25 protein-coding genes are annotated in these 26069 nt (G+C 65.7%); 12 read left to right on the top strand and 13 right to left on the bottom strand.

All coding sequences use genetic code 11. The annotated features are described in order from the left end of the window. Positions 1-8 precede the first annotated feature (8 nt). Positions 9-230 (bottom strand): SCO4848 family membrane protein, encoded by a 222-nt coding sequence (locus tag ASH00_RS11885; protein ID WP_056548728.1) that lies wholly within the window; start codon positions 228-230, stop codon positions 9-11. After that, positions 230-727, bottom strand: a complete 498-nt coding sequence (locus ASH00_RS11880) for a DUF2505 domain-containing protein (RefSeq protein WP_056548726.1) — start codon at positions 725-727, stop codon at positions 230-232. Before ASH00_RS11880 ends, ASH00_RS11885 begins: the two co-directional genes overlap by 1 nt. A 172-nt stretch (positions 728-899) precedes the next feature. Between ASH00_RS11880 and mfd the strand changes: the two genes are divergently transcribed. The 9 genes from mfd (at position 900) to ASH00_RS11835 (ending at position 11269) form a co-directional block, all read left to right on the top strand. Next, positions 900-4514 carry a transcription-repair coupling factor gene (gene mfd, locus ASH00_RS11875; protein WP_056548724.1) on the top strand — a complete coding sequence of 1205 codons (3615 nt, stop codon included), beginning with the start codon at positions 900-902 and terminating at the stop codon, positions 4512-4514. Between the two features lie 223 nt (positions 4515-4737). Continuing rightward, complete coding sequence (gene deoC, locus ASH00_RS11870) at positions 4738-5754, top strand: deoxyribose-phosphate aldolase (protein WP_056549246.1); 1017 nt, start codon at positions 4738-4740, stop codon at positions 5752-5754. 10 nt (positions 5755-5764) lie between these two features. Next, positions 5765-7222 carry an aldehyde dehydrogenase family protein gene (locus tag ASH00_RS11865; protein WP_056548722.1) on the top strand — a complete coding sequence of 486 codons (1458 nt, stop codon included), beginning with the start codon at positions 5765-5767 and terminating at the stop codon, positions 7220-7222. After that, a complete protein-coding gene (locus tag ASH00_RS11860) occupies positions 7219-8100 on the top strand; it encodes an aldehyde dehydrogenase family protein (protein ID WP_056548720.1) in 882 nt (293 codons plus the stop codon). The genes ASH00_RS11865 and ASH00_RS11860 overlap by 4 nt, the downstream gene beginning before the upstream one ends. Positions 8101-8240: 140 nt before the next feature. Then, positions 8241-8567 carry a YciI family protein gene (locus tag ASH00_RS11855; protein ID WP_327019698.1) on the top strand — a complete coding sequence of 109 codons (327 nt, stop codon included), beginning with the start codon at positions 8241-8243 and terminating at the stop codon, positions 8565-8567. 29 nt (positions 8568-8596) lie between these two features. Further along, the gene (locus tag ASH00_RS11850; RefSeq protein ID WP_235563277.1) at positions 8597-9928 is read left to right on the top strand and encodes an RNA polymerase sigma factor; all 1332 of its coding nucleotides are present in this window, start codon (positions 8597-8599) and stop codon (positions 9926-9928) included. Beyond that, positions 9925-10263 carry a YciI family protein gene (locus tag ASH00_RS11845; RefSeq protein ID WP_056548717.1) on the top strand — a complete coding sequence of 113 codons (339 nt, stop codon included), beginning with the start codon at positions 9925-9927 and terminating at the stop codon, positions 10261-10263. Before ASH00_RS11850 ends, ASH00_RS11845 begins: the two co-directional genes overlap by 4 nt. Before the next feature lie 143 nt (positions 10264-10406). Next, complete coding sequence (locus tag ASH00_RS11840; RefSeq protein ID WP_056548715.1) at positions 10407-10886, top strand: mycothiol transferase; 480 nt, start codon at positions 10407-10409, stop codon at positions 10884-10886. A 26-nt stretch (positions 10887-10912) separates the two neighbouring features. After that, the gene (locus tag ASH00_RS11835; protein WP_056548713.1) at positions 10913-11269 is read left to right on the top strand and encodes a YciI family protein; all 357 of its coding nucleotides are present in this window, start codon (positions 10913-10915) and stop codon (positions 11267-11269) included. 12 nt (positions 11270-11281) lie between these two features. On the opposite strand, the gene ASH00_RS11830 is transcribed toward ASH00_RS11835, so the two are convergent. Further along, on the bottom strand, positions 11282-11953 hold the full coding sequence (locus ASH00_RS11830) for a TetR/AcrR family transcriptional regulator (protein ID WP_442854354.1): 672 nt from the start codon (positions 11951-11953) through the stop codon (positions 11282-11284). A 238-nt stretch (positions 11954-12191) separates the two neighbouring features. On the opposite strand from ASH00_RS11830, the gene ASH00_RS11825 reads away from it, so the two are divergent. Then, on the top strand, positions 12192-12701 hold the full coding sequence (locus tag ASH00_RS11825; RefSeq protein ID WP_056548709.1) for a DUF6326 family protein: 510 nt from the start codon (positions 12192-12194) through the stop codon (positions 12699-12701). A gap of 19 nt (positions 12702-12720) precedes the next feature. On the opposite strand, the gene ASH00_RS11820 is transcribed toward ASH00_RS11825, so the two are convergent. The 8 genes from ASH00_RS11820 to nirB form a co-directional block, all read right to left on the bottom strand. Beyond that, positions 12721-13491, bottom strand: a complete 771-nt coding sequence (locus tag ASH00_RS11820; RefSeq protein ID WP_056548707.1) for an amino acid ABC transporter ATP-binding protein — start codon at positions 13489-13491, stop codon at positions 12721-12723. Beyond that, positions 13478-14143 carry an amino acid ABC transporter permease gene (locus ASH00_RS11815; RefSeq protein ID WP_200954802.1) on the bottom strand — a complete coding sequence of 222 codons (666 nt, stop codon included), beginning with the start codon at positions 14141-14143 and terminating at the stop codon, positions 13478-13480. The genes ASH00_RS11820 and ASH00_RS11815 overlap by 14 nt, the downstream gene beginning before the upstream one ends. A 130-nt stretch (positions 14144-14273) precedes the next feature. Further along, the gene (locus tag ASH00_RS11810) at positions 14274-15104 is read right to left on the bottom strand and encodes an amino acid ABC transporter substrate-binding protein (RefSeq protein WP_056548705.1); all 831 of its coding nucleotides are present in this window, start codon (positions 15102-15104) and stop codon (positions 14274-14276) included. Between the two features lie 183 nt (positions 15105-15287). Then, positions 15288-15560 (bottom strand): hypothetical protein, encoded by a 273-nt coding sequence (locus tag ASH00_RS11805; protein ID WP_056548704.1) that lies wholly within the window; start codon positions 15558-15560, stop codon positions 15288-15290. A gap of 95 nt (positions 15561-15655) precedes the next feature. Continuing rightward, complete coding sequence (locus ASH00_RS11800; RefSeq protein WP_056548702.1) at positions 15656-16252, bottom strand: LysE/ArgO family amino acid transporter; 597 nt, start codon at positions 16250-16252, stop codon at positions 15656-15658. A 123-nt stretch (positions 16253-16375) separates the two neighbouring features. Continuing rightward, a complete protein-coding gene (locus ASH00_RS11795; protein ID WP_442854353.1) occupies positions 16376-17524 on the bottom strand; it encodes a uroporphyrinogen-III synthase in 1149 nt (382 codons plus the stop codon). Further along, positions 17521-18576, bottom strand: a complete 1056-nt coding sequence (gene cobA, locus ASH00_RS11790; RefSeq protein ID WP_056549240.1) for a uroporphyrinogen-III C-methyltransferase — start codon at positions 18574-18576, stop codon at positions 17521-17523. The genes ASH00_RS11795 and cobA overlap by 4 nt, the downstream gene beginning before the upstream one ends. Before the next feature lie 29 nt (positions 18577-18605). Beyond that, on the bottom strand, positions 18606-21263 hold the full coding sequence (gene nirB, locus ASH00_RS11785; protein WP_056548700.1) for a nitrite reductase large subunit NirB: 2658 nt from the start codon (positions 21261-21263) through the stop codon (positions 18606-18608). 271 nt (positions 21264-21534) lie between these two features. On the opposite strand from nirB, the gene nirD reads away from it, so the two are divergent. Next, complete coding sequence (nirD, locus tag ASH00_RS11780; protein WP_056548698.1) at positions 21535-21903, top strand: nitrite reductase small subunit NirD; 369 nt, start codon at positions 21535-21537, stop codon at positions 21901-21903. Here nirD and ASH00_RS11775 read toward each other — a convergent pair. Both ASH00_RS11775 and ASH00_RS11770 read right to left on the bottom strand, forming a co-directional pair. After that, on the bottom strand, positions 21900-23615 hold the full coding sequence (locus tag ASH00_RS11775) for a phospho-sugar mutase (RefSeq protein WP_056548696.1): 1716 nt from the start codon (positions 23613-23615) through the stop codon (positions 21900-21902). The two genes, nirD and ASH00_RS11775, sit on opposite strands and share 4 nt — an antisense overlap. A gap of 2 nt (positions 23616-23617) precedes the next feature. After that, positions 23618-24430, bottom strand: coding sequence for a purine-nucleoside phosphorylase (locus ASH00_RS11770; RefSeq protein WP_056548694.1), 813 nt, complete (start codon positions 24428-24430; stop codon positions 23618-23620). 126 nt (positions 24431-24556) lie between these two features. On the opposite strand from ASH00_RS11770, the gene ASH00_RS11765 reads away from it, so the two are divergent. Further along, the gene (locus tag ASH00_RS11765; RefSeq protein ID WP_056549238.1) at positions 24557-25954 is read left to right on the top strand and encodes an NAD(P)H-quinone dehydrogenase; all 1398 of its coding nucleotides are present in this window, start codon (positions 24557-24559) and stop codon (positions 25952-25954) included. Positions 25955-26069 lie beyond the last annotated feature (115 nt).

The raw sequence follows: 26069 nt of genomic DNA, 5'->3' as shown, positions 1-26069 counted from the left end.
CGGGTTACTCAGGCTGCCAGCGTGCGGATTCCGATCACCAGGGTTGCTGCGCCCAGGATCATCGAGGTGGTCACCAGCATGAAGTGAACCTTGAGGAAGCGGGTGGGAGCGCCGTTCTCATCCTTCGAGCGGGGATCCTTGAACACCCGGCGAAGGAACGGGGGCCAGACAATAAGCGTCCAGAGCCCGGCGATTACCAGGACAATCGACAGTGCGAGGGGCAGTTGCATCAGCGGTTCTCCAGCCAGCTCTTCGCCTGGGCAGCCTGAACGTTCAGGGCCTTGCCGATGAACGGTTCAGCGGCGTCGGCAATCTTGGCGCCCATGAACGGAATGGACGAGGTCACGTTGCCGTCGAGGTCCACGCGGGTGGAGGTGCCCTCTGTGACCAGGCGCTGGACGGCGTCGACCGTTACGGGGGCGCCGGAGACCTTCATGGTGACCTTCGCTTCGCGGGAGCCATCCGCCAGCGGTGCGGCCCAGTCCTCGGTCTGCGTCACAGTGATGGTCTCGCCGACGAACTTACGGGCGAAGTCCGGCAGGCGCGTGGTGGGCAGCGTGCGCACAGCGGTGAGGGTGAAAGCGGCGGAGGTGTCGCCGTCGACCGTCAGTGACTTCAGGTCTCCTCCGACGTGCTCACTGGTGTGCTTGAGGAATGCTTCATCGGTGAACACGTCCGTGACCGTCTGGACGCTGTAGGGCAGGGTGGTTGAGGCGCTGAGTGCCACTAATCCTCCGGGGTAGGTCTGTTGGGTTTCCCGTACATCCTATGTGAGCTTCGTCCACAGACGCCCTGCCCAGACGTCGAATACGAGTAGGCTTGAACTACTCCCCGGGATTCTTCGTGAATTTCGGGCTTTCGTGTTGTCTTTGTGCTGCCCAGAAACCTGAAGGAACGCCATGGCCCCCTCCGGACCCACCCTCAACGGTCTCCGCGCTGCCCTGCAGGAGGACGCCTCCTTCGCGCGGGTGCGCACCAACGCATCCCGCCGGGTTGCCGACCGCAGCACCGATCTCGAGATTGGCGCACCCACCGGATTGCGCGCCGCGCTGCTGGCGGAGATGGTGGATGGGCTCGCTGAAGCAGCAAACGACGACGGCGGCGCGCCCGTTGTAGTGGCCGTCACCGCCACGGGGCGGGAGGCAGAAGATCTGGCAGCTGCGCTGCGAAGCTACCTGCCGGCGTCGGGCATTGAAGAATTTCCGAGCTGGGAGACGCTGCCGCACGAGCGGCTCTCGCCGCGCTCTGACACAGTGGGCCGGCGGCTGTCGGTCCTGCGGCGGCTTGCCCACCCGGGCGCTGACCCAGTCCGCGTGATCACGGCGCCGATCCGCGCCGTCGTGCAGCCGCTGGTTGCCGGGCTGGGCGAACTGGAGCCGGTCACGCTGAAGGTGGGGCAGGAGCGCGGGTTCGACGAGGTGGTCCGGGCGCTCGCCGACGCCGCGTACGCCCGCGTGGATATGGTCACCCACCGCGGCGAATTCGCGGTGCGCGGCGGGATCATCGACGTCTTTCCGCCCACCGAGGACCACCCCATCCGTGTGGAGTTCTTCGGCGACGAGGTGGACCAGATGCGCTGGTTCGCTGTGGCCGATCAGCGTTCGCTGCCGACCGACGGTGATCGCGGGGCACCCGCGGAGCTGTATGCGCCGCCGTGCCGCGAGCTGCTCATCACGCCGTCGGTCATGTCCCGTGCCGCGCATCTAAAGGATCAGCTGCCGGCTGCGGCGGGGATGCTGGAGAAGATTGCCGGCGGGATCGCCGTTGAGGGCATGGAGTCGCTGGCTCCGGTGCTGGTTGACGCGATGGTCCCGTTTGTCGGTGAGTTGCCGGCCGGGTCGATTGCCGTCGTCGTCGAGCCGGAGAAGGTGCGCGCGCGAGCCCACGACCTCGAGGCGACCAACGAGGAGTTCCTCCAGGCCGCGTGGGCAACAGCGTCCGACGGCGGTGCGGCGCCGGTCGATCTGAGCGGTCAGTTGGGTGCCGACCTGGAAGCGGCTAGCTTCCGATCGCTGGTGGATACGCGGTCCTCCGCGCTGGCGAACGACGTTGCGTGGTGGTCAGTGACGTCCTTTGGGTCCGACGAGCTGCTGACCGAGGTCGACAGCTTCACCGTTGCGGCGCGTGAGCCTCGCGGATACCAGGGCGACGTCGCGGAGATGATGGAGTTCCTCGGCGGGCGCGTGCGGGACCAGTGGCGGGTGGTGGTCGCAACCGAAGGCCCCGGGCCGGCCCAGCGCCTGGCCGAACTGTTCCACGATGCGGACATTCCCGCGTCGCGCGTTGAATCGCTTGACCGTTCGCCGCAGCCGGGGATCATCGAAATCACCACGTCCTCCGCGGGGCGCGGGTTCGTGCTCGACGGACTGAAACTGGGGCTGCTGACCGAGGCTGACCTGCTGGGGAGGACAAGTGCTTCGGGGACCCGCGACATGCGGAAGATGCCCTCGAAGCGGCGCAACGCCGTCGACCCTTTGCAGTTGCGTGAAGGTGACTTCGTGGTGCACGAGCAGCACGGTGTGGCGCGGTTCATCGAGCTGATCCAGCGGTCCACGGGGGCCGGGCCCACCAAGACCATCCGCGAATACCTGGTGCTGGAGTACGCGCCGTCCAAGCGCGGGGCGCCGGGAGACCGGCTGTTTGTGCCGACGGATCAGCTGGACCAGGTCACCCGATACGTCGGCGGGGATACGCCGGCGCTGTCGAAGATGGGCGGGTCCGACTGGTCGAAGACCAAGAACCAGGCGCGCAAGGCCGTCAAGGAGATCGCCGGTGAGCTGATCCGGCTGTACTCGGCGCGGATGGCCTCGCGCGGGCATGCCTTCGCGCCGGACACGCCGTGGCAGCGGGAGCTTGAGGAGGCCTTTCCGTACATCGAGACGCCGGACCAGCTGACGACTATCAACGAGGTCAAGGCGGACATGGAGCGGGAAGTCCCGATGGACCGTCTGGTTTCCGGCGATGTGGGCTATGGCAAGACGGAGATCGCGGTGCGGGCGGCGTTCAAGGCTGTGCAGGACGGGAAGCAGGTGGCCGTGCTGGTGCCCACCACCCTCCTGGTGCAGCAGCACTTCGAGACGTTCTCGGAGCGGTTCTCCGGGTTTCCGGTGCGGATCCGGGCGCTGTCCCGGTTCCAGACCACCAAGGAGTCCAGGGAAACGGTGGAGGGGCTGAAGAACGGTTCGGTCGACGTCGTGATTGGCACGCACCGGTTGCTGTCCACCGAGGTGCATTTCAAGGATCTTGGGCTCGTGATTGTGGACGAGGAGCAGCGGTTCGGCGTTGAGCACAAGGAAGCGCTGAAGAAGATGCGCACCAACGTGGACGTGCTGGCCATGAGCGCCACACCGATTCCGCGGACGCTGGAGATGTCGCTGACCGGAATCCGTGAGACGTCGACGCTGGCAACACCGCCGGAGGAGCGGCACCCGGTGCTGACCTACGTGGGCCCCTACACGGACAAGCAGACCTCCGCTGCGATTCGGCGTGAGCTGATGCGTGAGGGGCAGGTGTTCTTCGTGCACAACCGGGTGTCCTCGATTGACCGGACGGCCTCGCATCTTCAGCAGCTGATTCCGGAGGCGAGGGTTGCCGTCGCGCATGGGCAGATGAGCGAGTCGCGGCTGGAGCAGATCATCGTGGACTTCTGGGAGAAGAAGTTCGATGTGCTGGTGTGCACAACGATCATCGAGACCGGGTTGGACATTTCGAACGCGAACACGCTGATCGTGGACCGGGCGGATAACTACGGGTTGTCGCAGCTGCACCAGTTGCGTGGCCGTGTTGGGCGCGGGCGGGAGCGGGCGTATGCGTACTTCCTGTACCCGTCGGAGAAGCCGCTGGGTGAGGTGGCGCTGGAGCGGCTCAAGGCTGTGGCGTCGCACAACGAGCTCGGTGCCGGTATGCAGCTGGCGCTGAAGGACCTCGAGATCCGCGGTGCCGGCAACATGCTGGGCGGTGAGCAGTCCGGGCACATCGCCGGGGTGGGCTTTGACCTGTATATCCGGTTGGTCGGTGAAGCCGTTGCGAACTTCCGGGGAGAGGCCGAGGAGAAGGCCGCCGAGATGAAGATCGAGCTGCCTGTGAACGCGCACTTGCCGCATGACTACGTGCCGGGGGAGCGGCTGCGGCTTGAGGCGTACCGGAAACTTGCCTCGTGTCTGACCGACGCCGCGATTGACGAGGTGGTTGAGGAGCTCCGCGATAGGTACGGTGATCTGCCGGCGCCGGTGGTCAACCTGGTGGCCGTGGCGCGGTTCCGGGTGCGGGCGCGGTCGGTAGGTCTGACGGACGTGGCGCTGCAGGGCAACTTCATCAAGTTCGCCCCGGCCAATCTGCCCGAATCGAAGGAAATGCGCCTGAAGCGGATGTACCCGGGGGCGTCGGTAAAGCCTGCGATGAATGCGGCGTTGATTCCGAAGCCGAAGACTGCTGCTTTTGGCGGCCGCGACCTGGCGGACGCGGCGATCCTCGAGTGGGCGCAGAACGTGATCGATGCGGTGTTCGCGCCGTAAACCCCCTGGAACTTTTGCGCACCTCCGGTGGGTTCCGACCCCTCGGAAGTCACTGGACGTGCACAAATCTTCCGGGTTTGGGCGGTGGTAAAGTCATAGCGTCCATGCGGGTCCGACCACCTGTCCCGACGCTATCGATACCCCCGGCCGTTTCCGGCTGTACGGGTACGCCGGGAACCGTTCCGCGCATGGCCGCGAGTAGAAGTATGGAGAACCTGTGACCATGGAAACCACGCGCGCCGGAACCACCGTTGCACCGGCGTCGAGGGCTCTGGACGTGATCGGTGGCGATCTCACCGAACGCAGCCTGCGCCGCTACCTCGAAGGCATTCCCGGCGTCGACGCGGTGGGCCTCGAAGCCCGCGCCGCCGCCCTGGGCACCCGCTCAATCAAAACCACCTCCAAGGCCTGGGCGCTGGACACCATCATCCGGCTCACCGACCTCACCACGCTTGAGGGTGCGGACACGCCGGGCAAGGTCCGCTCGCTCGTCGCCAAAGCTATGGTGCCGGATCCCGACGATATGTCCACCCCGCGCGTCGCTGCGGTGTGCGTGTACGGCGACATGGTGCCGCACGCTGTGGAAGCGCTGGGTTCAGCGCACGACGACGGCGCCCCCGGCCGCATCAACGTCGCCGCCGTGGCCACCGCCTTCCCCAGCGGCCGCGCGTCCCGCTCCGTCAAGCTCTCCGACACGTCCGACGCCGTTGCAGCCGGAGCCGACGAGATCGACATGGTCATTGACCGCGGCGCGTTCCTCTCCGGGCGCTACGGCCAGGTGTTCGACGAAATCGTCGCCGTCAAGGAAGCCTGCAAGCGCCCCGACGGTACGTACGCCCACCTGAAGGTCATCCTCGAAACCGGCGAGCTGAACACCTATGACAACGTGCGCCGAGCCTCCTGGCTGGGCATCCTCGCCGGCGGTGACTTCATCAAGACCTCCACCGGCAAGGTCACCCCGGCCGCCACGCTACCCGTAACGCTGTCCATGCTTGAGGTAGTCCGCGACTGGCACCGTCTCACCGGCGAGAAGATCGGCGTAAAGCCCGCAGGCGGAATCCGCGCCTCGAAGGACGCCATCAAGTACCTGGTCACGGTCGCTGAAACTGTGGGGGAGGAGTGGCTGCAGCCGGACCTGTTCCGCTTCGGTGCCTCCAGCCTCCTCAACGACGTGCTCCTGCAACGCCAGAAGCTCACCAGCGGCCGCTACTCCGGCCCGGCCTACGTCACGATCGACTAAAGGACCTGCCATGAATTTCCTCGATTACGCTCCCGCGCCCGAGTCGGCAGCGATCCTGAACCTCCGTGATGAATACGGCCTGTTCATCAACGGCGAGTTCGTTCCCGGCAACGGCGAGTCCTTCACCACCATTTCCCCGGCCACCGAGAAGCACATTGCCACAGTGTCCTGCGCCAATGAGCAGGACGTGGACACCGCCGTCGTCGCCGCCCGCCGTGCGTATGAGAAGACGTGGTCGCGCATGTCCGGTGCTGACCGCGGGAAGTACCTCTTCCGCATCGCGCGGCTGGTCCAGGAACGCGCCCGCGAACTGGCCGTCGCCGAGAGCCTCGACAACGGCAAGCCCATCAAGGAAAGCCGCGACGTCGACATTCCGCTGGTTGCCGCCTGGTTCTTCTACTACGCGGGTTGGGCGGACAAGCTGGAGTACGCCGGCATGGGCCCGAACCCGCGCTCGCTCGGCGTCGCCGCACAGGTGATTCCCTGGAACTTCCCGCTGCTGATGCTGGCGTGGAAGATCGCCCCCGCGCTCGCCGCCGGGAACACCGTGGTGCTCAAGCCTGCCGAAACGACACCCCTGACCGCACTGCTCTTCGCCGAGATACTGCAGCAGGCTGACCTGCCGGCAGGCGTCGTCAACATTGTCACGGGCGCAGGCTCAACCGGCTCAGCTTTGGTCAACCACGCAGACGTTAACAAGGTTGCGTTCACGGGCTCGACGGCGGTGGGCCGGCAGATTGCCCGCTCAACCGCCGGCACGTCCAAGAAGCTCACGCTCGAACTCGGCGGCAAGGGCGCCAACATCGTGTTCGACGACGCTCCTATTGACCAGGCCGTCGAGGGCATCGTCAACGGCATCTTCTTCAACCAGGGGCAGGTCTGCTGCGCGGGCTCCCGTCTGCTGGTGCAGGAGTCCATTCATGACGACGTCGTTGAGCGGCTCAAGGCGCGCCTGTCCACCCTGCGCGTGGGCGATCCGCTGGACAAGAACACCGACGTCGGAGCCATCAACTCCGCGTCCCAGCTGGGCCGGATGCGCGAGCTCTCCGACATCGGCGAGCAGGAGGGTTCCGAGCGCTGGAGCCCCGCCTGCAACCTGCCGTCGGAAGGCTTCTGGTTCCCGCCGACCATCTTCACCAACGTGTCCACCAGTCACCGGATCGCGAGGGACGAGATCTTCGGCCCCGTGCTGTCGGTGCTGACCTTCCGTACCCCTGCCGAGGCGATCGCGAAGGCGAACAACACGCCGTATGGCCTGTCCGCGGGCATCTGGACCGACAAGGGCAGCCGCATCCTGGCGGTGGCGGACAAGCTGCGCGCCGGCGTCGTCTGGGCCAATACGTTCAACAAGTTCGATCCAGCCTCGCCCTTCGGCGGGTACAAGGAGTCCGGCTATGGGCGCGAAGGCGGCAAGCAGGGGATGCACGCGTACCTGGCGCCGACCGCTTCAAAGGGAGTTAACCGATGAGCCGCCTCGCTGTTCCGAAGACCTACAAGCTGTATGTCGGCGGGAAATTCATCCGGAGCGAATCCGGCCGCGTGTACGAGGTTGCAACCACGAAGGGGAGCTTTTCGGTGAGTTCAGTCAACGCCGCAAAGGCTTCCCGGAAGGACGCCCGCGACGCCGTCGTGGCCGCCCGTGCCGCCGTCAGCGGCTGGTCCGGGACCACCGGCTACAACCGCGGGCAGGTGCTGTACCGGATCGCGGAAATCCTGGACGGGCGTCGTGCGCAGTTCGCCGAGGAGATCGCCGCGTTCGAGGGCGTCTCGGTTTCGACTGCCACTGCACAGGTGGACGAAGCGATTGACCTCTGGGTCTGGTACGCCGGCTGGGCGGACAAGTACGTGCAGGTCGCCGGGAACGGCAACGCCGTGTCGGGTCCGTTCTTCAACCTGTCGGTGCCCGAGCCTACAGGTGTCGTGGCCGTGATTGCGCCGCAGGGCGCCGGGGTTCCCGGCTCGTTGCTCGGCTTTGTCCGCGCGGTGGCGCCGGTCCTCGTGAGCGGGAACACCGCCGTCGTTATTCCTTCCGAGCGGGCACCGCTTGCAGCGCTCAGCCTCGGCGAGGTCTTCGCGACCAGTGACGTTCCGGCCGGCGTCGTCAATATCCTGAGCGGATCACCGGCGGAGATTGCTCCGTGGCTTGCCGCGCACGCCGACGTCAACGCGCTGGACCTGCTCGGTGCCGGCGAGCTGGAGTGGGTGGACCTGCAGATTGCTGCCGCGGATACCCTCAAGCGCGTACTTCCGCCGGAGCAAGGCCCCGACGCCGGTGCCCCCTCGCTGGATCGCATCACGTTCTTCACGGAGACCAAGACCGTGTGGCACACGAAGGGTCTGCTCTAGCGCTCTGCGCCGTGCTCGCCAGCCGCTGCGGCTGACCCGGTCCCGGCTGCGTGAAAAGATTCTTCCCCAAGTGTCCTTTTAGCGATGTCTTGTACGTCGTGCTGGTGTATCAACCGAAAGAAGGAGCCATCGTGGAGTACATGCTATTCATTTGTGCGGATCCTTCAGCGCCAAAATATCTGGCCGCTGAGGACAACATCGAACAGTGGGGGGCCGAAATGGATGCGCGCGGTGTCACCCGTCACGGTGACCGGTTGCGGCCCGTGGAGGACGCGACCACCGTTGCGGTTCGTGGAGGCGAAGTAGTGGTTTCCGATGGACCGTTCGCCGAAACCAAGGAATGGATTGCGGGCTACGACATCATAGCCTGCACCGATCTCGACGAGGCCATCGAGGTGGCATCGAAACATCCCATGGCGCGCTTCGGCAAGATCGAAATCAGGCCGGTGTGGCCGCTCGGGGAGTAGGCGTACGGCCCATCTCGAATACTGAAGTGGTGACCGGGCAGGTGGAGGTGCAGACCGCTATCGAGATGGCCTCCGCCGCCGAAACCGCGCGAATCACCGCAACCCTCATCCGCATCACGGGCGACTGGAGCCTCGCCGAGGATTGTCTTCAGGATGCGTTCGCGCGAGCGCTTGTCGATTGGCCGGTGCGTGGCATTCCCACAAACCGCGGGGCCTGGCTAACCACCGTCGCCAAGAATCGCGCGATCGATCGTTTGCGCAGTGCTGCCAGTGAAAAAAGGGCGATGCGCGAACTCGCGATCCTCACTGAACTCGAAGAACTGCCGGAGGAGCCCGGCACAGACCCTGCTGCCGACGACGACCGGTTGCGTCTGATTTATACCTGTTGCCACCCGGCCCTTCCGCTCGATGCCCGGGTCGCGCTGACCCTGCGCACGGTCGCCGGTCTTACCACAGGTGAGATTGCGCGCGCCTTCCTCGTCTCGGAAGCGACCATGTCGAAGCGACTCGTCCGAGCCCGCGCCAAGATCCGGAACTCGGGAATTCCGTATCGTGTGCCGCCACCGGAACTCATCTCCGAACGCACTGCCGGCATCCTGGCCGTGCTCTACCTCATGTTCAACGAAGGCTATTCGGCCACTGGAGACAGCACGTTGATCCGTGAGCCTCTTGTCCGCGAAGCGATACGCCTGACGCGGCTGCTGATCGTCCTTCTCGACAATTCCCCTCAAGAGCCGGAAGCCATCGGTCTCCTGGCTCTCATGTTGTTCCACCATGCCCGCAGAGCGACGCGAACAGACGCCGCGGGAGACTTGGTGACGCTGGAGGAGCAGGATCGCAGTTCGTGGGACAGGGCTGCGATTGCGGAGGCTATGGCGCTGCTGGCGGATGCCGAGCAATTGGGTATCTCACGCCGTTCTCCGCCCGGGACCTACAGTCTCCAAGCCGCCATTGCTGCCTGCCACATGACCGCCCCCGACGCCGGCAGCACGGACTTCGGACGGGTGGCCGCGCTGTATGACCACCTGGGGCAGATTGCACCGTCGCCGGTCATCGAGCTCAACCGTGCCGTCGCCGTCGCCATGTCCCAAGGGCCGGAGGCCGGTCTGGCGCTCATTGAGCCGCTGGAGCGGGCACGAGCTCTTGACGGGTACTACCTCCTGCCCGCAGCGAAAGCTGACCTTCTGCGGCGTCTCGGCAGAAGAACGGAGGCCCACAGCGAATATCAGCGGGCCCAGGAACTAGCGCCATCGGAGGTCGAGCGCCGCTACCTCGGCAAGCGCCTCGCGGAAACAGCCCCGGGCGCCTCATCCGCAGTCAACCAGAACAAGTGCCCGAAACCGGGCGAAGGAGAAGAATGAAACACCTGCTGCTGATTCCGAACAACCCTGACACCTGGAAGACAATTGACCCGGCCGAGATCGACGCGATTATGCAGGCCCATACCTCGTTGCAACAGGAGCTGCTGGCCTCCGGAGAGTTCGTGGAGGCAAGTGAGCTGAGCGAGGAGGCGAAGTTCGTCACATCGAACGACGGCAAGTACACCGTGACTGACGGTCCGTTCATTGAAACCAAGGAATTCATGGCCGGGTACTACATCGTCGATTGTGTGGATATGGAACGCGCCGTCGAAATCGCCGGAAAGCTCGGAGAGGCAAAACTATGGCCGATCGAGATTCGCCGAATCAACGCCTAACCCGGTGGTTCGTTGTGGAGCGTCTCGTTCCCGTCATCGCTTTCTGCGGCCTTTCCGCCGGTGCTTCCAAATTTGCCTACTTTTCTTCAAACACTAGGAGTGCTCATCATGGCTGGACCTCTCATCGGTTGCGAGCCTCAGGCATGAGCGACGAGCTACTGCTTACGCAACTGGCCAGCGAACGGGATCATGTATTGAACGCCGTGGACGGGTTGACCGAGGCCGAGATGAGTAGGGCGCTCGTCCCGTCAGGATGGACCATCACGCGCCTCCTGAACCATCTCGCTTTCGACGACGAGATGTTTTGGATCTCGGCCGTTCTTGGCCGGGACCCCGAGGCGATTTCAGCCCTTCACAACGGATGGGCATCCCGGCCCATGACTGGCGCCGAAGCGGTCAGAATCTACAAGCACGAGATCCGGCGAAGCAACAGAATCCTGGCGAGAGTCGACCTGAATGAACCGCCACGCTGGTGGCCCCCGGCCAGCGAGTTCGCCGCCCCACCCATGCTCGAGGGGCGCGAAGTCGCCTTTCGGGTGCTGTCAGAGACATCCACGCACGCAGGTCACCTCGACGTCGTGCGTGAGCTGATCGACGGGCATCAAAATCTCGTCGTACATTAAACCGCCATTACGAAAGGACCACCACAATGCCGCAGTTTGCCATCCTCATCTACGCAGACGAGTCTCTCCATGCTGTTGACGCAGCAGAGGCCGAGCTCGAAGAGAACGACCGTCACGCGGAGGATCTCTCAGCGTCCGGCACCATGTCGCTCGCTTATGCCCTGACCCCTCGAGCTAGTGCGGTGTCCATCCGGCGGGACGGCACAAGCCCTGGACCGTTTGTCCAAGCCGACCAGTTCGTGGCCGGGTTCTATGTCATCGAAGCTCCGGATCTCGACGCCGCTATGGCAATTGCCCGCGTGAACCCAGCGGTGCGCACTGCCACCGGGGGCGTCGAAGTCCGCCCTGTACACAGCGGGGGCATCACCGCCGATCAGGCGTAGCTCGTGCTTCCTTCAGGCGGATACTCGTAGGGGTTCGAGGGCGGCCAGGATGAGGTCGAGGCCGAAGGTGAACTCCTCCGCCGGGTCGTAGCCGGCAGCGACGAGCGCCGCGGCGGACTCGTTGAGGTAGGGGAACTCGTCGGGAGGAAGCTGCGGCAGGTACACCTCCTCGCCCATGTCCGCGAACTCCTCAGCGGTGTCAAACGGCAGGCTGGCTTCCTGCAAAGCGAAACCGTAGACATAACTGTCGAGCAGCCAGTTGGCGTGGGTCGCCATCAAGACCGGGAAGCCGGCCCTCCGCAGACAGGCTGTGACCGCTTCGTGGTGGCGTAGGTTCGCGGGCCCCGGCGATGTCCGCGACTCCAGCAGGCCAATAGCCCACGGGTGCCGTGCGAGAACCTGTCGGGTGGATACGGCCCGCTGTCGCATCGCGGACTGCCAGTCGGTATCCACAGGCGCGAGCTCGATCTCCCCGAATACGACGTCGATCATGGCATCCAGCAACTCCTCCTTGCTTGCCACGTAGTGATAGAGCGACATCGCGCCCGCGCCGAGCGCGCCAGCCAGCCGGCGCATGCTCAGCCCGTCGACCCCTTCTCGGTCGGCGAGCCGCATCGCCTCGGCTACCACCCGTTGCTTGCTCAGCCCCGTGCCTGAGGCCTCGCTGTGCTTTTTCGCAGCCACCAATCTCCTTGTTTTCTCGAAAGTCTTGACAATAGTACATCGTACGATCAGTCTGTACGTACAGCGTACGTCGTACGGTGTACGGGCAGTGAGAGTCACAGCTCGGACATGAGGAGGCTTGTGTGGGAATCGAACAGCAATCCAACGGTCTGAGAACCGGACCGACTCAGCCCGTACGTATCACTCCCAGACCGGCTGCCACTTTGGCGCACCGATCACCCCTCACGAAAGAAAACCGATGACCATCCGAACGCACACTCAGAAACTGCTCGACAACCCGCCGGTCCCGGTGCAGGCCAAGCTCGCGGCCGCCTGGACCAGCTTGATGTTCTTCGTCATCTACATCGACTACTTCCACCTCTATAAGCCCGGCGCCATCGACCAGATCCGGGGTGGTGAAATCTATGAGTTCGACATCAGCGGGTTCTTGTTGACCATTTTCGTTGTGGTCATAGGGATCCCGGCCCTGATGATCCTGCTCTCCATGACCCTGTCAGCCCGGATGAACCGCGCCACGAACCTCATCGTGGCAGCCCTCTACATCCCCGTGATGGTGTTCAACGCGGCCTCGACGGACTGGGAATGGGCCTCCTTCTACGCCCTGTCCATCGGAATCGAGGTGCTGATCCTGGCCTTCATCCTGCGCTCCGCCTGGACCTGGACCCGCATCCCCGCCGTCCCAGCCGGTCCCGCAACGGACTCCGAAATGACTCAGCGGTCTCGAGATACGAGGACCAACACAGTATGAGTACGCCGAAGGACGTCCCCTAGAACGGGTGCAGCAACCGGTGCACGAACCGCCGGGTCCGTTCCTCCCGAGGATCGCGCAACACCGTCTCAGGCGGGCCGTGCTCAACCACCACGCCGCCGTCCATGAACACCACTTCGGTGGCCACCTCGCGGGCAAAGGCAAGCTCATGCGTGACAAGCACCATGGTCCAGCCCTCATCGGCCAGCTCCTTGATGACGGAGAGCACCTCGCCCACCAGTTCGGGGTCCAGGGCCGAGGTGGGCTCGTCGAACAGCAGCAGCGTGGGACGCAGCGCCAATGCACGGACAATGCCCACACGCTGCTGCTGACCGCCGGACAGCTCGTGCGGGTACTGGTCCTTCTTCTCCGCGAGGCCTACGCGTCCCAACAGTTCCTCTGCCTCTTGAATAGCCTCCGCCTTGGGCCGGCGCTGCACCTGCACCGGGCCTTCGATGACGTTTTCGAGCACCGTCTTGTGCGGGAAGAGGTTGTAGTGCTGGAACACCATGGCGCTGCGATCCCGCAGCGCTGCGAGCTCCCGCTTGGATGCACCTGACCCGAAGTTGACCACCGGGCCGCCGTCGAAAGTGATGCGTCCGGCGTCGGGAATTTCCAGTCCGTTAAGGGAACGCAGAACCGTGGTCTTGCCGGATCCGGAGGGCCCGACCAACGCCACCACGCCGCCCTGGGCAACGGACAGGTCAATAGAGCGCAGCACCTCGTTGTCCCCAAAGGATTTTCGGAGTCCTTCGACTTTCAATACCGGTTCAGGATTAGTGGGCGACATAACGGTCCAGCCTCTTCTCGATTCGCGATTGTCCAGCCGAAAGGACCAGACAGAAGACCCAGTACACGGCGGCGGCCTCAATGTAGAGCAGCATGAACTGCTGGCTGAACGCGGCGATTTCCTGGGCCTGGCGGAACAGCTCGGTCACCAGAATGAGCGACGCCAGCGAGCTGTCCTTCACCAGGGAAATGAACGTATTGGACAGCGGCGGCACGGATACCCGGGCTGCCTGCGGCAGGATGATGCGCCGCAGGGCCAGCGTGCGGGACATGCCGATGGTGTGCCCGGCTTCCCACTGGCCGCGCGGGACGGAGAGGATGGCCGCCCGGATGATCTCGGCAGCGTAACCGCCCACGTTGAGGGAGAACGCGATGATGGCGCTCGGCCAGGGCGGAATGGTGAGGCCGATCGACGGCAGGCCGTAGAAGATCACGAACAGCTGCACCAGCAGGGGAGTACCGCGGATCACGGAAACGTAAGCTCTGCCGATCCCGGAGGCGATCCGGTTGTTGCTGAGCCGCATGAGCGCCACCAGCAACGCCAGGATGAGTCCCAGGGCCATGGACGCCAGCGACAGGGGAATGGTGCCCTTCAGGCCGCCCTCGATGAGTGGCCAGAGCGAGGTCAGGGCCAGATCCCAGTCGATGTCCATAAGCTCCTACGCTATCCCAGTGGCTGATCGTGATTTCTGCAAAAAACGCACAGACAGACGGCGGGCACCGCGGAGGCTGCGTGCCTCGCGACCGGTGCCCGCCGTCGTCGTACTGGTTACTCTGCGCTGATTACTCGGCGCTGACGTCCTCACCGAAGTATTTCTCGGAGATCTCGGCCAGCGTGCCTTCTTCGCGGAGCTCGGCGAGGGCCTCATTCACGGCCTCAACCAGCTCGTCGCTGCCCTGGCGGAAAGCCAGCGCGCTGCGGGACTGCTCGTCGGTCTCCGCGACCACCTTGATGTTCTCGTTGGGGGTGGACTTCTGGTAGTCGAGGAAGGTGAGCTCGTCATTGATGGTGGCGTCAACGCGGCCCTGCTCCAGCAGGGTCACTGACTGCGCCCAACCCTCAACGGCCTCAACCTGGGCGCCGCTCTCCTCAGCCAGCTCGTACCAGTTGCTGGTGAGTGACTGCGCCGTGGTCTTGCCTGCGAGGTCCTTGAAGGAGCTGATTTCGCTGTTGTCAGCCGAGGTCACAATGACGCCGTTGCTGTAGGTGTAGGGCTCGGAGAAGGCGTAGGCTTCCTCGCGCTCCGGGGTGATGGAGACCTGGTTTGCGATGACGTCGAAGCGGCCCGCCTCGAGTCCGGCGAAGATGGCGTCCCACTGGGTTTCTTCGAACTCGGCTTCAACGCCGAGTTTCTCAGCGACGGCGGTGATGACCTCGACGTCGTAGCCGGTCAGCTCGCCGGCACCGCCCTCGTGGTAAGTGAAGGGCTTGTAGGTGCCCTCGGTCCCGACGGTCAGCACGCCGGACTCCTGGATCTCAGCGAGCGTGGTGCCGCCGGCGGACTCGGTGGCCGCGCCCGTGGCGGTGTCGGAGGAAGCAGATGAACCGCAACCGGCAACCGCAAAGAGGATGGCGGTAGCGGCGCCGAGCAGCGGAAGACGGCGAGAAATCATGGAGGTATCCTTTGACGCTTGAACGGAAAGCTTGGACTGCCCGGGTACGGGAGCTATCCATTCCAGCAGTCGACGGCGCTTCCTTATTCCCCCGCGTAACAGTGCGTAACATAACGCTGGGGCGGTCCGGGAAAGCAAAAAGGGGCCCGCCACGGCAGACCCCTTTCGACGAAATCTGCGGCCTCAGGCCTTACGGTCGCCCTTTGCCATCCGGTAGCCGGAATCTGAACGGCCCAGGATGGTCTGTGGAATCCAGAACGCAAGGAAGAAAAGTGTGAGGCACACCGCAAACGGCCACACGTTGGTGCGCTCGAAAAATGACAGTACATAGATGGACGCGGCGAAGAGGACGAACATCACAACAAAAGCAACAGCGGCGGTCAGGCCGTGGCCCTCGCCGGAGTGCTCGGGGCGCTTGTTGTTCTTGTCACGGGTTGTGCCTACCGGGTGTGCCATGAGTCTCCTCGTTCTGATGCGTGGCCTGTCTGCCTTAACTCTAGCGCCCGCGGCAGTTTTCCGCGGGCCGGTGCGGACGTGGCAGAGCGCCGGCCTCAGCCCACGATCAGCTTGACCGCAAGCGCCAGCATCACCACGCCGATGACCACGTCCACGACCCGCCAGGTTCGCGGACTCTTCAACACACCCGAGAGCGCCCGGGCACCGAAACCGAGGGCGCAGAACCAGATAATGCTCCCGACGACGGCGCCGGCTGCGAACACCCACCGGGTCCCCTCTCCCTGCTGGTTGGCCAGGCTTCCAAGCAGGACGACGGTGTCCAGGTAGACATGCGGATTGAGATAGGTCAGCGCGAGAGTGGTGGCAACCACCGACCCGCGGCTCCGCGGCGCCTCCGCGGTCAGGGCCGCCGGCTTCAGCGCCGAGCGGAAGGAGCGGACGGCAAACCAGGTCAGGTACACAGCGCCGCCCCACCTCAGGATGTCGAGGATGGCGGGGAATTGTGAGACCAGCGCGCCGATCCCCGCAGTGCCTCCGAGGATGAGCGCCGCATCGCTGACAATGCACAGCGCCACCACCACTCCCACGTGTTCCCGCCGGATGCCCTGCCGCAGTACGAATGCGTTCTGCGCGCCGATGGCGATGATCAGGGCAAGGCCCGTCAGCAGGCCGGTGCCCCAGATGCTCAACATGGGATCAACGCTATTCAGCGGAAGTAGTGTAGACAAACGATAGATTCTGCCCGTCCGGATCCCGCCGTACCTGCGCAAGAGTTCCGGTTCGCGACCTGGCGGCCAGCGACCGCATGGGCGTAGTCAGAGCTGCAGGCGGTACCCGCGCTTGATGACCGTCGCCACCAGAGACGCCTCGGGCAGCGACTTCCGGAGCCGGCTGATGGTCATGTCCAGCGCGTGTTCTCCGGCACCGTCTCCGAGCACCCCGGCGAGCTGCTCCCGCGACAGCACCGCACCGTTGGCCTCGACCAGCGCCCGGAAGAGGCTCATGGGCGCGGGCGCCAACTCGACAGGATTCCCGTCAATCCGCAGGTTCTTCCCGCGCAGCTCGATCAGCCCGTAGCGGCTCGGGTACTGCAGCACGCGATGCTGGCCCAGGTACTCTCCGACCAAGCGGATCAGCGCTCCCATGCGGAACCGTTCCGGAATCAGCGGCGAGACTCCCGCCTCCACCAGCGGCTGCGCAGTCACCGGCCCGACGACGGCGGCCGCCACCGGCCCACGAAGCGCCGCCAGGAACGCGTCCCGGCAGCCCATCTCGGACGCTGTGCTGAGCACGGCGTCGACGGCCGGAGCGCTGGTGAACGTCACAACATCCAGCCCGCCGTTGCAGACGGCCTCAATGAGCCGGGGCAACTGGTTCGCGCCGGCCGGCTTTACCCAGCGGTACGGGGTTGCGGTCAGAACGTCGGCGCCTGCCCGCCGCAGCCGGTCGAGCTGCCGATAATCGGTGTAGCCGTGGAGTTGGACGGCGACGGTCTTTCCTCGCAGTTCCAGTCCGAGCATCATGTTCACCAGCGACGCAGTGGTCTCATCAGAGCTGATGCCGACGTCCGTCAGCCCGGCCGCCCGCACGGCACCGCGTGCCTTGGGCCCACGGACGTAAATCTTTGACTCGCCGAGCACGGCCAACAACGCTTCACCGACTCCCGCGGCATCAGCAGCCTCCGACCAGCGGCGCAACCCGTACGCCGTGGTGATCACGGCGTAGTCCGGCCGAGCTGCAATGATCTGCTGCGTGTCCTCGACCAGCGGCAGGTCAGCCGCCACGGGAGCGATCTTGAGCGCCGGCGCGTGCATCACCGTAGCGCCGCGCCGCTCCAGCGCGTCAATGAGGTCACCCGAACGCCGATCGGACGTCACGCCGATTCGGAACCCGGCGAGGGAGCCCTCAACCGGTGAATCCGGTGCTTCCGGCGACGGCGTCGATGGGGGCGCTGTCACCGTCACGATGCTCCCAGCGGCTGCGCCAGGACACGCTCAAGCGTGGCGGAAAAGTCCCGGTGCTGCCGCACCACCTCACCGATCACGACGACGGCGGGTGACGTGCAGCGCGCCAGGCCGGCTGCAGTCACTGCCTCCCCAAGGGTGGTGACGGTGGTCCGCTGCTCGGGGCTGTAGCCCTTTTCGACGATGGCGACGGGCACGCTCGAAGCCAGCCCGGCCTTGCGCAGGCCGGACGTCAGCTGCGGAAGCGTCCCGATTCCCATCAGCACCACGATAGTGCCGCCGAGCTTCGCCAGTGCCTCAAACTCGGCACTGGTGAGCGGTTGATGACCTGAGATGACGGTGAACGCATGAGCCACCCCTCGATAGGTGACGGGAATGCCTGCGGCCGCCGGAACGGCAATGGAGCTGCTGATCCCCGGCACGGTGGTCACGGGGATGCCCTCCGCCAGGCAGGTGTTGACCTCTTCGCCGCCCCGCCCGAAGACAAACGGATCGCCGCCCTTGAGCCGCACCACCTGCTTGCCCTCGCGCGCCTTGGCGACCATGAGCTTCTCGATCTCCGCCTGACTGACCGGGTGGTGGCCGGGGGTCTTGCCGACGTCGATCAGCTCTGCACCCGGGGCCAGCTGCGGTAGCGTCCGGTACGGTCCCAGTCGGTCATAGAGCACGACGTCGGCCTCCCGCAGCGCCTGCTTCGCCCGCACGGTCAGGAGATCCTCCACACCTGGCCCGCCGCCAATCAGGGTGACCCTCCCGCCCGTCGCGGCGGGTTCCTCGGAAGCGGTGAGGATCCGGCGCTCGCGGCAGGCCGCACGCAGCGGTTCCCAATTCTGCTCACCGAGGGGAGCGCCGTCGTCGTGCGCCGTCACAGGGTCTTCCACCACTACCGCAAGGCTCACTGCGTCCAGCAGCCGCGGATGAAACTGGGCCGGCGTCGCGATGCGGCGGACTGTCGCTCCACCGGCGGTGTAGCGGCGCACCGTGTGGCGCGCCGCCGTCGTCGTGCCTGCGATGAGGACCGTCAGGCCTGCGCAATCCAGCGTCAGTTCGATGCCGCTGACGTTGATTCCAGCAGCGGTGCTCATTCTGCTGCCTCCAGCGTCTCCATTGTTTCCCGAGACTCCGGCAGTCCTTCCGGCAGACCACTGCGGACCGGAATGCCGGCGCCGAGCAGCACCGGCCCGGTGCCGCCCTGCGCAGTTGCGCGTTCGGCGTCGGTGGCGGGCCGGATCTGGCCGCGTTCGGGGACGTTGGCGATCCAGTTGTCCTTCTCATGCGGGGCATTGACGAAGGAGCGGAACCGGCGCAGGCGTTCGGGGTCCTTGAGGGTTGCAGCCCACTCGTCCTCGTAGTTGTCGATGTGCCGGGCCATTGCGGATTCGAGGTCGTCGGCGATGCCGAGGGAGTCGTGGATGATGACGTCCTCGACGTGCTTCAGGCCGCCGTCGAGCTCTGCCTGCCACGCGGCCGTGCGCTGCAGCCGGTCGGCGGTGCGGATGTAGTACATGAGGTAGCGGTCGATGTAGCGGATGAGGGTGTCGTCGTCGAGGTCCTTGGCGAGCAGCTGCGCGTGCGCCGGGGTAGCGCCGCCGTTGCCGCCTACGTACAGGTTCCACCCGTCCGAGGTGGCGATGATGCCGACGTCCTTGCCGCGGGCCTCCGCGCACTCGCGGGCGCAGCCGGAGACGCCGAACTTCAGCTTGTGCGGGCTGCGCAGGCCGCGGTAGCGCAGCTCCAGCTGGATGGCCATGGCCACCGAATCCTGCACCCCGAAGCGGCACCACGTCGAGCCGACACAGGACTTCACGGTCCTCAGGCTCTTGCCGTACGCCTGCCCGGATTCGAAGCCTGCCTCCACGAGGATCTTCCAGATCTCGGGGAGCTCCTCGAGCCGGGCGCCGAACAGGTCGATGCGCTGGCCGCCCGTGATCTTCGTGTACAGGTTGAAGTCCTGGGCCACCTTGGCAATGACGCCGAGCTTCTGCGGCGTGATTTCGCCGCCCGGGATGCGCGGCACCACCGAATAGGTGCCGTTCTTCTGCATGTTGGCCAGCGCGCGGTCGTTGGTGTCCTGCAGGATGCCGCGGCCGCCGTCGAGCACGTATTCGGCGCGTTGCGAGGCGAGGATCGAGCCGATGACGGGCTTGCAGATGTCGCAGCCGAGGATCCCTGATTCGGGGACACCGAAGCGTTCGATGATGCCTTCGAAGCTGTCGAGCTCCAGCACCCGGACGGCTTCGAAGAGCTCCGGGCGGGACATGGTGAAGTGCTCGCAGAGTGCCTTCGAGACCTCGATACCGCTCTTGGTCAGCTCGCCCTCGAGGAGCTTCTTGAGCATTGGCACACAGGATCCGCAGCCGGTGCCGGCCTTGGTGCAGCCCTTCAGCGGGCTGAGTTCACGGACCGGTTCGGAGCCCTCGCAGGTGCCGCAGCCGTTGACGGCGTCGCGGATGGAGCCGGCGGAGACGTTGTTGCAGGAGCAGAGGATGGCGTCGTCGGGCAGCTCCGTGTCGGGCGCGTCGCCGCCGCCGGCCGCGGACAGGTACGCGCCGGGTTCGGCGCTCAACTCGCGGCCCAGGAGCGGGCGGAGAGCGGTGTACGGGGAGGCGTCGCCCACGAAGATGCCGCCGAGGAGGGTCTTGGCATCATCGGTGACCACGAGCTTCTGATAGAGGCCGCGGGCAGGGTCCGCGTACACGATTTCGAGGCTGTGCTCGGTCTTCGCGAAGGCGTCACCGAAGCTGGCCACCTCCACGCCGGAGAGCTTGAGCTTGGTGGCGGTATCGAAGCCGGGGAAAGTGGCGGTGCCGCCGTGCAGCCGGTCAGCGACGATCTCCGCCATGGTGTTCGCCGGGGCCACGAGACCGAGGCACATGCCCTCGAAGCAGGCCACCTCGCCGATGGCCCAGATACTCGGATCCTCGGTGGCGCAGGCGTCGTCGATCACCACGCCGCCGCGCGGACCCATGGTCAGTCCGGCGTCGCGGGGGAGCTCATCGCGGGCGCGGACACCGACCGCGACAACCACCAGGTCAGCCGGGATCCGACGACCGTCGGCCATGTCGACCCCGGTCATCCGACCGTCCTCCAGCACAAAGCCGGCGGGGAAGACGCCCCCGTGCACGGTCAGCCCTTTGGCGGTGATCAGCCGGTCGAGGGCCTGCCCGGCACCCTGGTCCAGCTGGGTATTCATGAGCCAGGGGGCGCCGTTGATGACGGCGGCGTTGGCGCCGAGGGACTGCATGCCGCCCGCGGCCTCGAGGCCCAGCAGGCCGCCACCGATGACGACGGCGTCGATAGTCCGCCCATACTCCTCCGTGAGGCGGGCGACTTCCGCGCGGAGAGTGCGGACGTCGTCGACCGTTCGGTAGACATGCGCCGATTCCATGCCGGGAAGCGGCAGGCGTGCGGCATTGGAGCCGGTGGCGAGAACCAGCTGGTCATAGGGGTACACGTCGCCGGCCTCGGTGGTGACCGTGCGGGCTTCCCGGTCCAGCGTCGTCGCGCGGGAGCCGGTGGCGAGTGTGATGGCGGGGTGCTCCCACATGGCGGCCTCGCCCAGGGTGAGGTCGACGTCGTCGAGCAGTGCCTGGCTGAGGGCAACCCGGTCATACGGCAGCCAGCTCTCCTCGGTGAGGACGGTGACGGTGAAGCCGTCCAGTCCGCGGGACACCATGGCCTCGACAAAGCGGTGGGCTGCCGGCCCGCCGCCGACAACGAGGATCTGTTGCGTGTTCATGAGAGGTACCTTTCGCCGCTTTGCAGCTTCCGAACTCAGCCGGCTGCCGCACTTAGGTACCGAGCGTACGGACGCCCAGTTGCCCCGCGATTTCGCTTATGTAAACGAAGATTAACTTCACACTCACCGGTGGTCGGGGTCCCGGTGAGGTGCGTTTTACGCGCCCGCAACACTTCGGGCGGGAGCGCGTAACGCGGCGTTCGTAGCGTCGGATGCAGGCTCAGTTGACCAGGTAATCGCAACTGATCAGGCAATCCGAACGGGGAGACTCATGACTCTGCAACTCGATCACACACCGGCGCTCGCTGCTTTCGACGACGGCACCTGGTATCCCATCTGCCGGCTTGAGGACCTAGAGCTGTGCTGGGGAGAAGCTGCGCTGATTCAGGGCCGTCAAGTGGCGCTGTTCCGGGTGGATTCGGCGACGGTGTTCGCGGTATCGCACCGCGACCCGGTCAGCGGCTCACAGGTCATGGCACGCGGAATTGTCGGCTCACGCGGGCAGAGGTTCACCATCACCTCGCCCCTGCACAAGGAGGTCTACTTCCTGGATTCCGGCGAACCCGCAGCGGGATCCGGGACGGCCCTGCGAAGCTTCCCGACGCGCGTGATCAACGGAATGGTGGAAGTGCGCGTCTAGAGCCCGAGCGCTTCCTCAACATCGCGGATCACGGCATCGAGCCGGGTCCGCGCTGTTGCTTTCGCGTCCGCTACCTCTGCCGCGGAATCCACCGGTTCGATGACCTCCAGGTAGCACTTGAGCTTGGGTTCGGTGCCGCTGGGGCGGATGATCACCCGGGTGTCGTCCCGGGTGACGTAGAGCAGTCCGTCGGTGGGCGGCAAATGGACGCCTTCAGCCAGGTCCTCCTCGACCACCACATCTGAACCCGCAAACGACGACGGCGGCGCCTCACGAAGGCGGTTCATCATGGCTCCCAGCAACCCCAGGCTGCCTACCCGCACCGACAGTTGATCGCTGACGTGAAGGCCGTGGACGAGTGCCAGTTCGTCGAGGATGTCGAAGAGGGTCTTGCCCTCGGCTTTGCAGGCGGCGGCGAACTCGGCCAGCAGGAGGGCCGCGGACAGGCCGTCCTTGTCCCGCACCAGTTCCGGAGCCACGCAGTAGCCGAGTGCTTCTTCGTAGCCGTAGGTGATGTCCGGAACGCGGGAGATCCACTTGAAGCCCGTGAGCGTCTCGGCGTGGCTGATTCCGGAGGCGTCCGCGATCCTGCCGAGCAGTCGCGAGGAGACGATCGAGTTGGCGAAGACGGCTCCCTGCTTCGCCTCGTCCGCGAGCCGGGCCGCCACGTGAAGGCCGAGCAGCGCGCCCGTCTCATCCCCGCGCAGCATCCGCCATTCACCCGTCGCAGGGTCCTTCGCAGCGGCGGCAACGCGGTCGGCGTCGGGGTCATTGGCGAGAATAAGATCGGCATCCTGATCAGCCGCTGCGGCCAGCGCCAGGTCGAGAGCCCCGGGCTCCTCCGGGTTGGGGAAGTCGACCGTCGGGAACGTGGGGTCCGGCTCGGCCTGTTCCTCGACGACATGTACGGTGTCGAACCCCGCGGAGGCGAGGACGCTCTGCGCGGTCCGCCCGCCCACTCCATGTAGAGGTGTCAGCACGATCGACAGGTCGCGGGACGGGTACGCCTCCCGGTCCGCGAGGGCAAGAACGGAAGCAACGTAATCCGTCTCAATGCTCTCGGGGAGGACGTTCCAGCCCGGCGCCAGTCGGATATCGACAGCGGCTGCAATCTGCTCGGCGATCTGCGCGTCATGCGGGGCGACAATCTGCACGCCGCGTGCAGTCTCCTCCACTGCACGGCCGCCGAGGTACACCTTGTACCCGTTGTCCTGCGGCGGGTTGTGGCTCGCCGTCACCATCACACCAACCTCGCACTCGAGTGCGCGGACCGCGTAGGCAAGCACCGGCGTCGGGAGTTCAGAGGGCATGAGGAAGGTTTCGAGGCCGGCCGCAGTGAAGATCGCCGCGGTTTCCTCCGCAAAGATGCGCGAGTTGCGGCGTGCATCAAAGCCGACGACGGCGCGCGGCGCGTAGGCGCCTTTCGCCAGGTTGAGCGCGTGGGCGGCCACTCCCGCCGCGGCACTGCGCACGACGACCCGGTTCATCCGGTTGGGTCCGGGGCCCAGCGCGGCACGCAGGCCGGCCGTTCCGAAGAGCAGCGGTCCGCTGAAGGCGTCCTCAAGCTGCTGCAGGGCAGCGGCCTGGCCGGCGTCGTCGTCGTTCCGGGCTCGGGCGAGGAGGTCTTCCAACTCGGCGCGGGTCTCGGGATCCGGGTCCTGGGTGGCCCATTTGCGGGCGGCGGTGAAGAGGTCGGTGGAGGATGGCTGCATGTTTAGAGCCTGCCGATGATGTCGGCGAGGAGCCGGGAGATGCGCGGGCCTGCTGCCTGGCCGGCTTCGAGAACCTCGGCGTGGCTGAGTGGGATGGGGCTGATGCCGGCGGCCAGGTTGGTGACCAGGGACATGCCGAAGACCTCCATGCCTGCGTGGCGGGCGGCGATGGCCTCGAGTGCCGTGGACATGCCGACGAGGTCGGCGCCGATCCGCTTGGCGTACTGGACCTCGGCGGGTGTCTCGTAGTGCGGGCCGGTGAACTGTGCGTAGACGCCCTCGTCCAGGGTGGGGTCGACCTCACGGGCGAGGTTCCTCAGGCGTGGAGAGTAAAGGTCGGTGAGGTCCACGAACGTGGCGCCCTCAAGCGGGGAGGCGGCCGTGAGATTGAGGTGGTCGCTGATGAGCACCGGCGTGCCGGGGGCCCACTGTTCCTGCAGTCCGCCGCAGCCGTTGGTGAGGACGAGCGTCTTCACCCCCGCGGCGGCGGCGGTGCGGACCCCGTGGACAACTGCGCGGACGCCGCGGCCCTCGTAGTAGTGGGTGCGCGCGCCGAGCACGAGGGCCCGCTTGCCGGCAGGCGTGAGGATGGAGCGGACGGTACCGACGTGGCCTTCGACCGCGGGGGCGGCGAAGCCGGGAATGTCCGTCGCCTGCAGGGTGTGCGTGGTCTCGCCGATGAGCTCGGCGGCCTCACCCCAGCCCGAGCCCAGCACCAGGGCAATGTCGTGGGACGCTACTGACGTCTGCTGGGCAATGTGGTCCGCAGCATCGCGGGCAAGGGCAAACGGGTCCGTCGAGGATTGGTCAATCACCGGTCCAACCTACCGGTCGAGCGCGTGTTGTTCCACCTGCCCGGGGCTTCGGCGCGATGATTCGGGGACTGCGTGGCGCCGTCGGGACGTTTGAGGGCTGGTTCCCGATAGGACAGAATGGCAGGTGTGACGAGTCAACTGGATTTCAGCGCCCTCCGTATCGCAGTCCTCGGGGGTGGTCCGGGCGGCTATGAGGCGGCCATGGTCGCTGCCTCGCTGGGTGCGAAGGTCACCATTGTGGAGCAGAACGGCCTCGGCGGCTCAGCGGTGCTCACCGACGTCGTTCCTTCCAAGACACTCATTGCCACGGCAGACACCATGGCGCGCGTGGCCAATGCCCACAGCCTTGGCGTGAAATTCGCCGATGCCTCCTCGGCCTACGCGGACTTCACCCAGGTGAACCAGCGGCTGTTGGACCTGGCGGTGGACCAATCCAAGGACATTTCGGCGGCGCTGGAGCGGGCCGGAGTCACCATCATCATCGGCACCGGGAAGCTGCTGGACAACCACCGGCTCGAAGTTGAAACGGACGCCGGCACCAGCATTGTGGAGGCTGATGCGATCCTCCTGGCCGTCGGCGCCCACCCGCGCGAGCTTCCCACCGCCGTCCCGGACGGGGAGCGGATCTTTAACTGGAAGCAGGTGTACAACCTCACCGAGGTTCCGGAACACCTGATCGTGATCGGCTCCGGCGTCACCGGCGCGGAGTTCGCTTCCGCCTATCACGGGCTCGGCGCTGAAGTGACGCTGATCTCCAGCCGCGACCGCGTGCTTCCGGGTGAGGACGCCGACGCCGCCGAGGTCTTGGAGGGCGTCTTCCGGTCCAGCGGGATGACTGTTCTCTCGAAGTCCCGCGCCCAGGGCGTCGAACGTATGGGCGACGGTGTCCGGGTCACGTTGTCCGACGGGCGGACGGTTGACGGCAGCCACTGCCTCGTTGCCGTTGGTGCTATTCCGAATACCGCGGGAATCGGGCTGGAGGAAGCCGGCGTTGCCCTGACCGAGACCGGGCACATCAAGGTAGACGGCGTCTCGCGTACCACCGCGCCGAACGTGTACGCGTCGGGGGACTGCACCGGGGTCCTGGCGCTCGCCTCCGTGGCAGCGATGCAGGGGCGGATCGCCATGGCGCACCTGCTCGGGGACACCGTGACCCCGCTCAAGCTCAAGACGGTTGCCTCGAACATCTTCACTGCTCCGGAGATCGCCTCGGTGGGTGTTTCGGAAGCCGACGTCGAGTCCGGCCAGTACCAGGGCGACATCTTCAAGCTCTCACTCAGCACCAACGCCCGTGCCAAGATGCTGAACGTCAAGGACGGGTTCGTGAAGATCATCGCGCGGAAGGGCTCGGGGACGGTGATCGGCGGGGTTGTGGTTGCTCCGCGTGCGTCTGAGCTGATCTTCCCGCTGGCACTCGCCGTCACCAGGAAGCTGCACGTGGATGATGTGGCCAACACGTTCACCGTGTACCCGTCGCTGACCGGGTCCATCTCGGAGGCCGCGCGCCGCCTGCACGTCCACTGACCCACCCCCACGTTCCGCCGCGCGCTGGGAGGCGGGCCGTATTCCCCAGGTTCTCCCGCCGTCGTCGTTGGTTGACGGCGTGTCCGCGCTCGACACGCGGTTAAGGTTTTGGAAA

The organism is Arthrobacter sp. Soil782, from assembly GCF_001428435.1.
GTDB lineage: Bacteria > Actinomycetota > Actinomycetes > Actinomycetales > Micrococcaceae > Arthrobacter_D > Arthrobacter_D parietis.
Note: the sequence above shows the minus strand (reverse complement) of the source record. Positions and strands in the feature narration are given on the sequence as shown.

Bases quoted from the DNA above. Each gene is read 5' to 3' on its own strand.
- ASH00_RS11885 (WP_056548728.1), bottom strand. From the start codon at position 230: ATGCAACTGCCCCTCGCACTGTCGATTGTCCTGGTAATCGCCGGGCTC.
- mfd (WP_056548724.1), top strand. From the start codon at position 900: ATGGCCCCCTCCGGACCCACCCTCAACGGTCTCCGCGCTGCCCTGCAG.
- deoC (WP_056549246.1), top strand. From the start codon at position 4,738: ATGGAAACCACGCGCGCCGGAACCACCGTTGCACCGGCGTCGAGGGCT.
- ASH00_RS11865 (WP_056548722.1), top strand. From the start codon at position 5,765: ATGAATTTCCTCGATTACGCTCCCGCGCCCGAGTCGGCAGCGATCCTG.
- ASH00_RS11860 (WP_056548720.1), top strand. From the start codon at position 7,219: ATGAGCCGCCTCGCTGTTCCGAAGACCTACAAGCTGTATGTCGGCGGG.
- ASH00_RS11855 (WP_327019698.1), top strand. From the start codon at position 8,241: ATGCTATTCATTTGTGCGGATCCTTCAGCGCCAAAATATCTGGCCGCT.
- ASH00_RS11845 (WP_056548717.1), top strand. From the start codon at position 9,925: ATGAAACACCTGCTGCTGATTCCGAACAACCCTGACACCTGGAAGACA.
- ASH00_RS11840 (WP_056548715.1), top strand. From the start codon at position 10,407: ATGAGCGACGAGCTACTGCTTACGCAACTGGCCAGCGAACGGGATCAT.
- ASH00_RS11835 (WP_056548713.1), top strand. From the start codon at position 10,913: ATGCCGCAGTTTGCCATCCTCATCTACGCAGACGAGTCTCTCCATGCT.
- ASH00_RS11825 (WP_056548709.1), top strand. From the start codon at position 12,192: ATGACCATCCGAACGCACACTCAGAAACTGCTCGACAACCCGCCGGTC.
- ASH00_RS11820 (WP_056548707.1), bottom strand. From the start codon at position 13,491: ATGTCGCCCACTAATCCTGAACCGGTATTGAAAGTCGAAGGACTCCGA.
- ASH00_RS11815 (WP_200954802.1), bottom strand. From the start codon at position 14,143: ATGGACATCGACTGGGATCTGGCCCTGACCTCGCTCTGGCCACTCATC.
- ASH00_RS11810 (WP_056548705.1), bottom strand. From the start codon at position 15,104: ATGATTTCTCGCCGTCTTCCGCTGCTCGGCGCCGCTACCGCCATCCTC.
- ASH00_RS11805 (WP_056548704.1), bottom strand. From the start codon at position 15,560: ATGGCACACCCGGTAGGCACAACCCGTGACAAGAACAACAAGCGCCCC.
- ASH00_RS11800 (WP_056548702.1), bottom strand. From the start codon at position 16,252: ATGTTGAGCATCTGGGGCACCGGCCTGCTGACGGGCCTTGCCCTGATC.
- nirB (WP_056548700.1), bottom strand. From the start codon at position 21,263: ATGAACACGCAACAGATCCTCGTTGTCGGCGGCGGGCCGGCAGCCCAC.
- nirD (WP_056548698.1), top strand. From the start codon at position 21,535: ATGACTCTGCAACTCGATCACACACCGGCGCTCGCTGCTTTCGACGAC.
- ASH00_RS11775 (WP_056548696.1), bottom strand. From the start codon at position 23,615: ATGCAGCCATCCTCCACCGACCTCTTCACCGCCGCCCGCAAATGGGCC.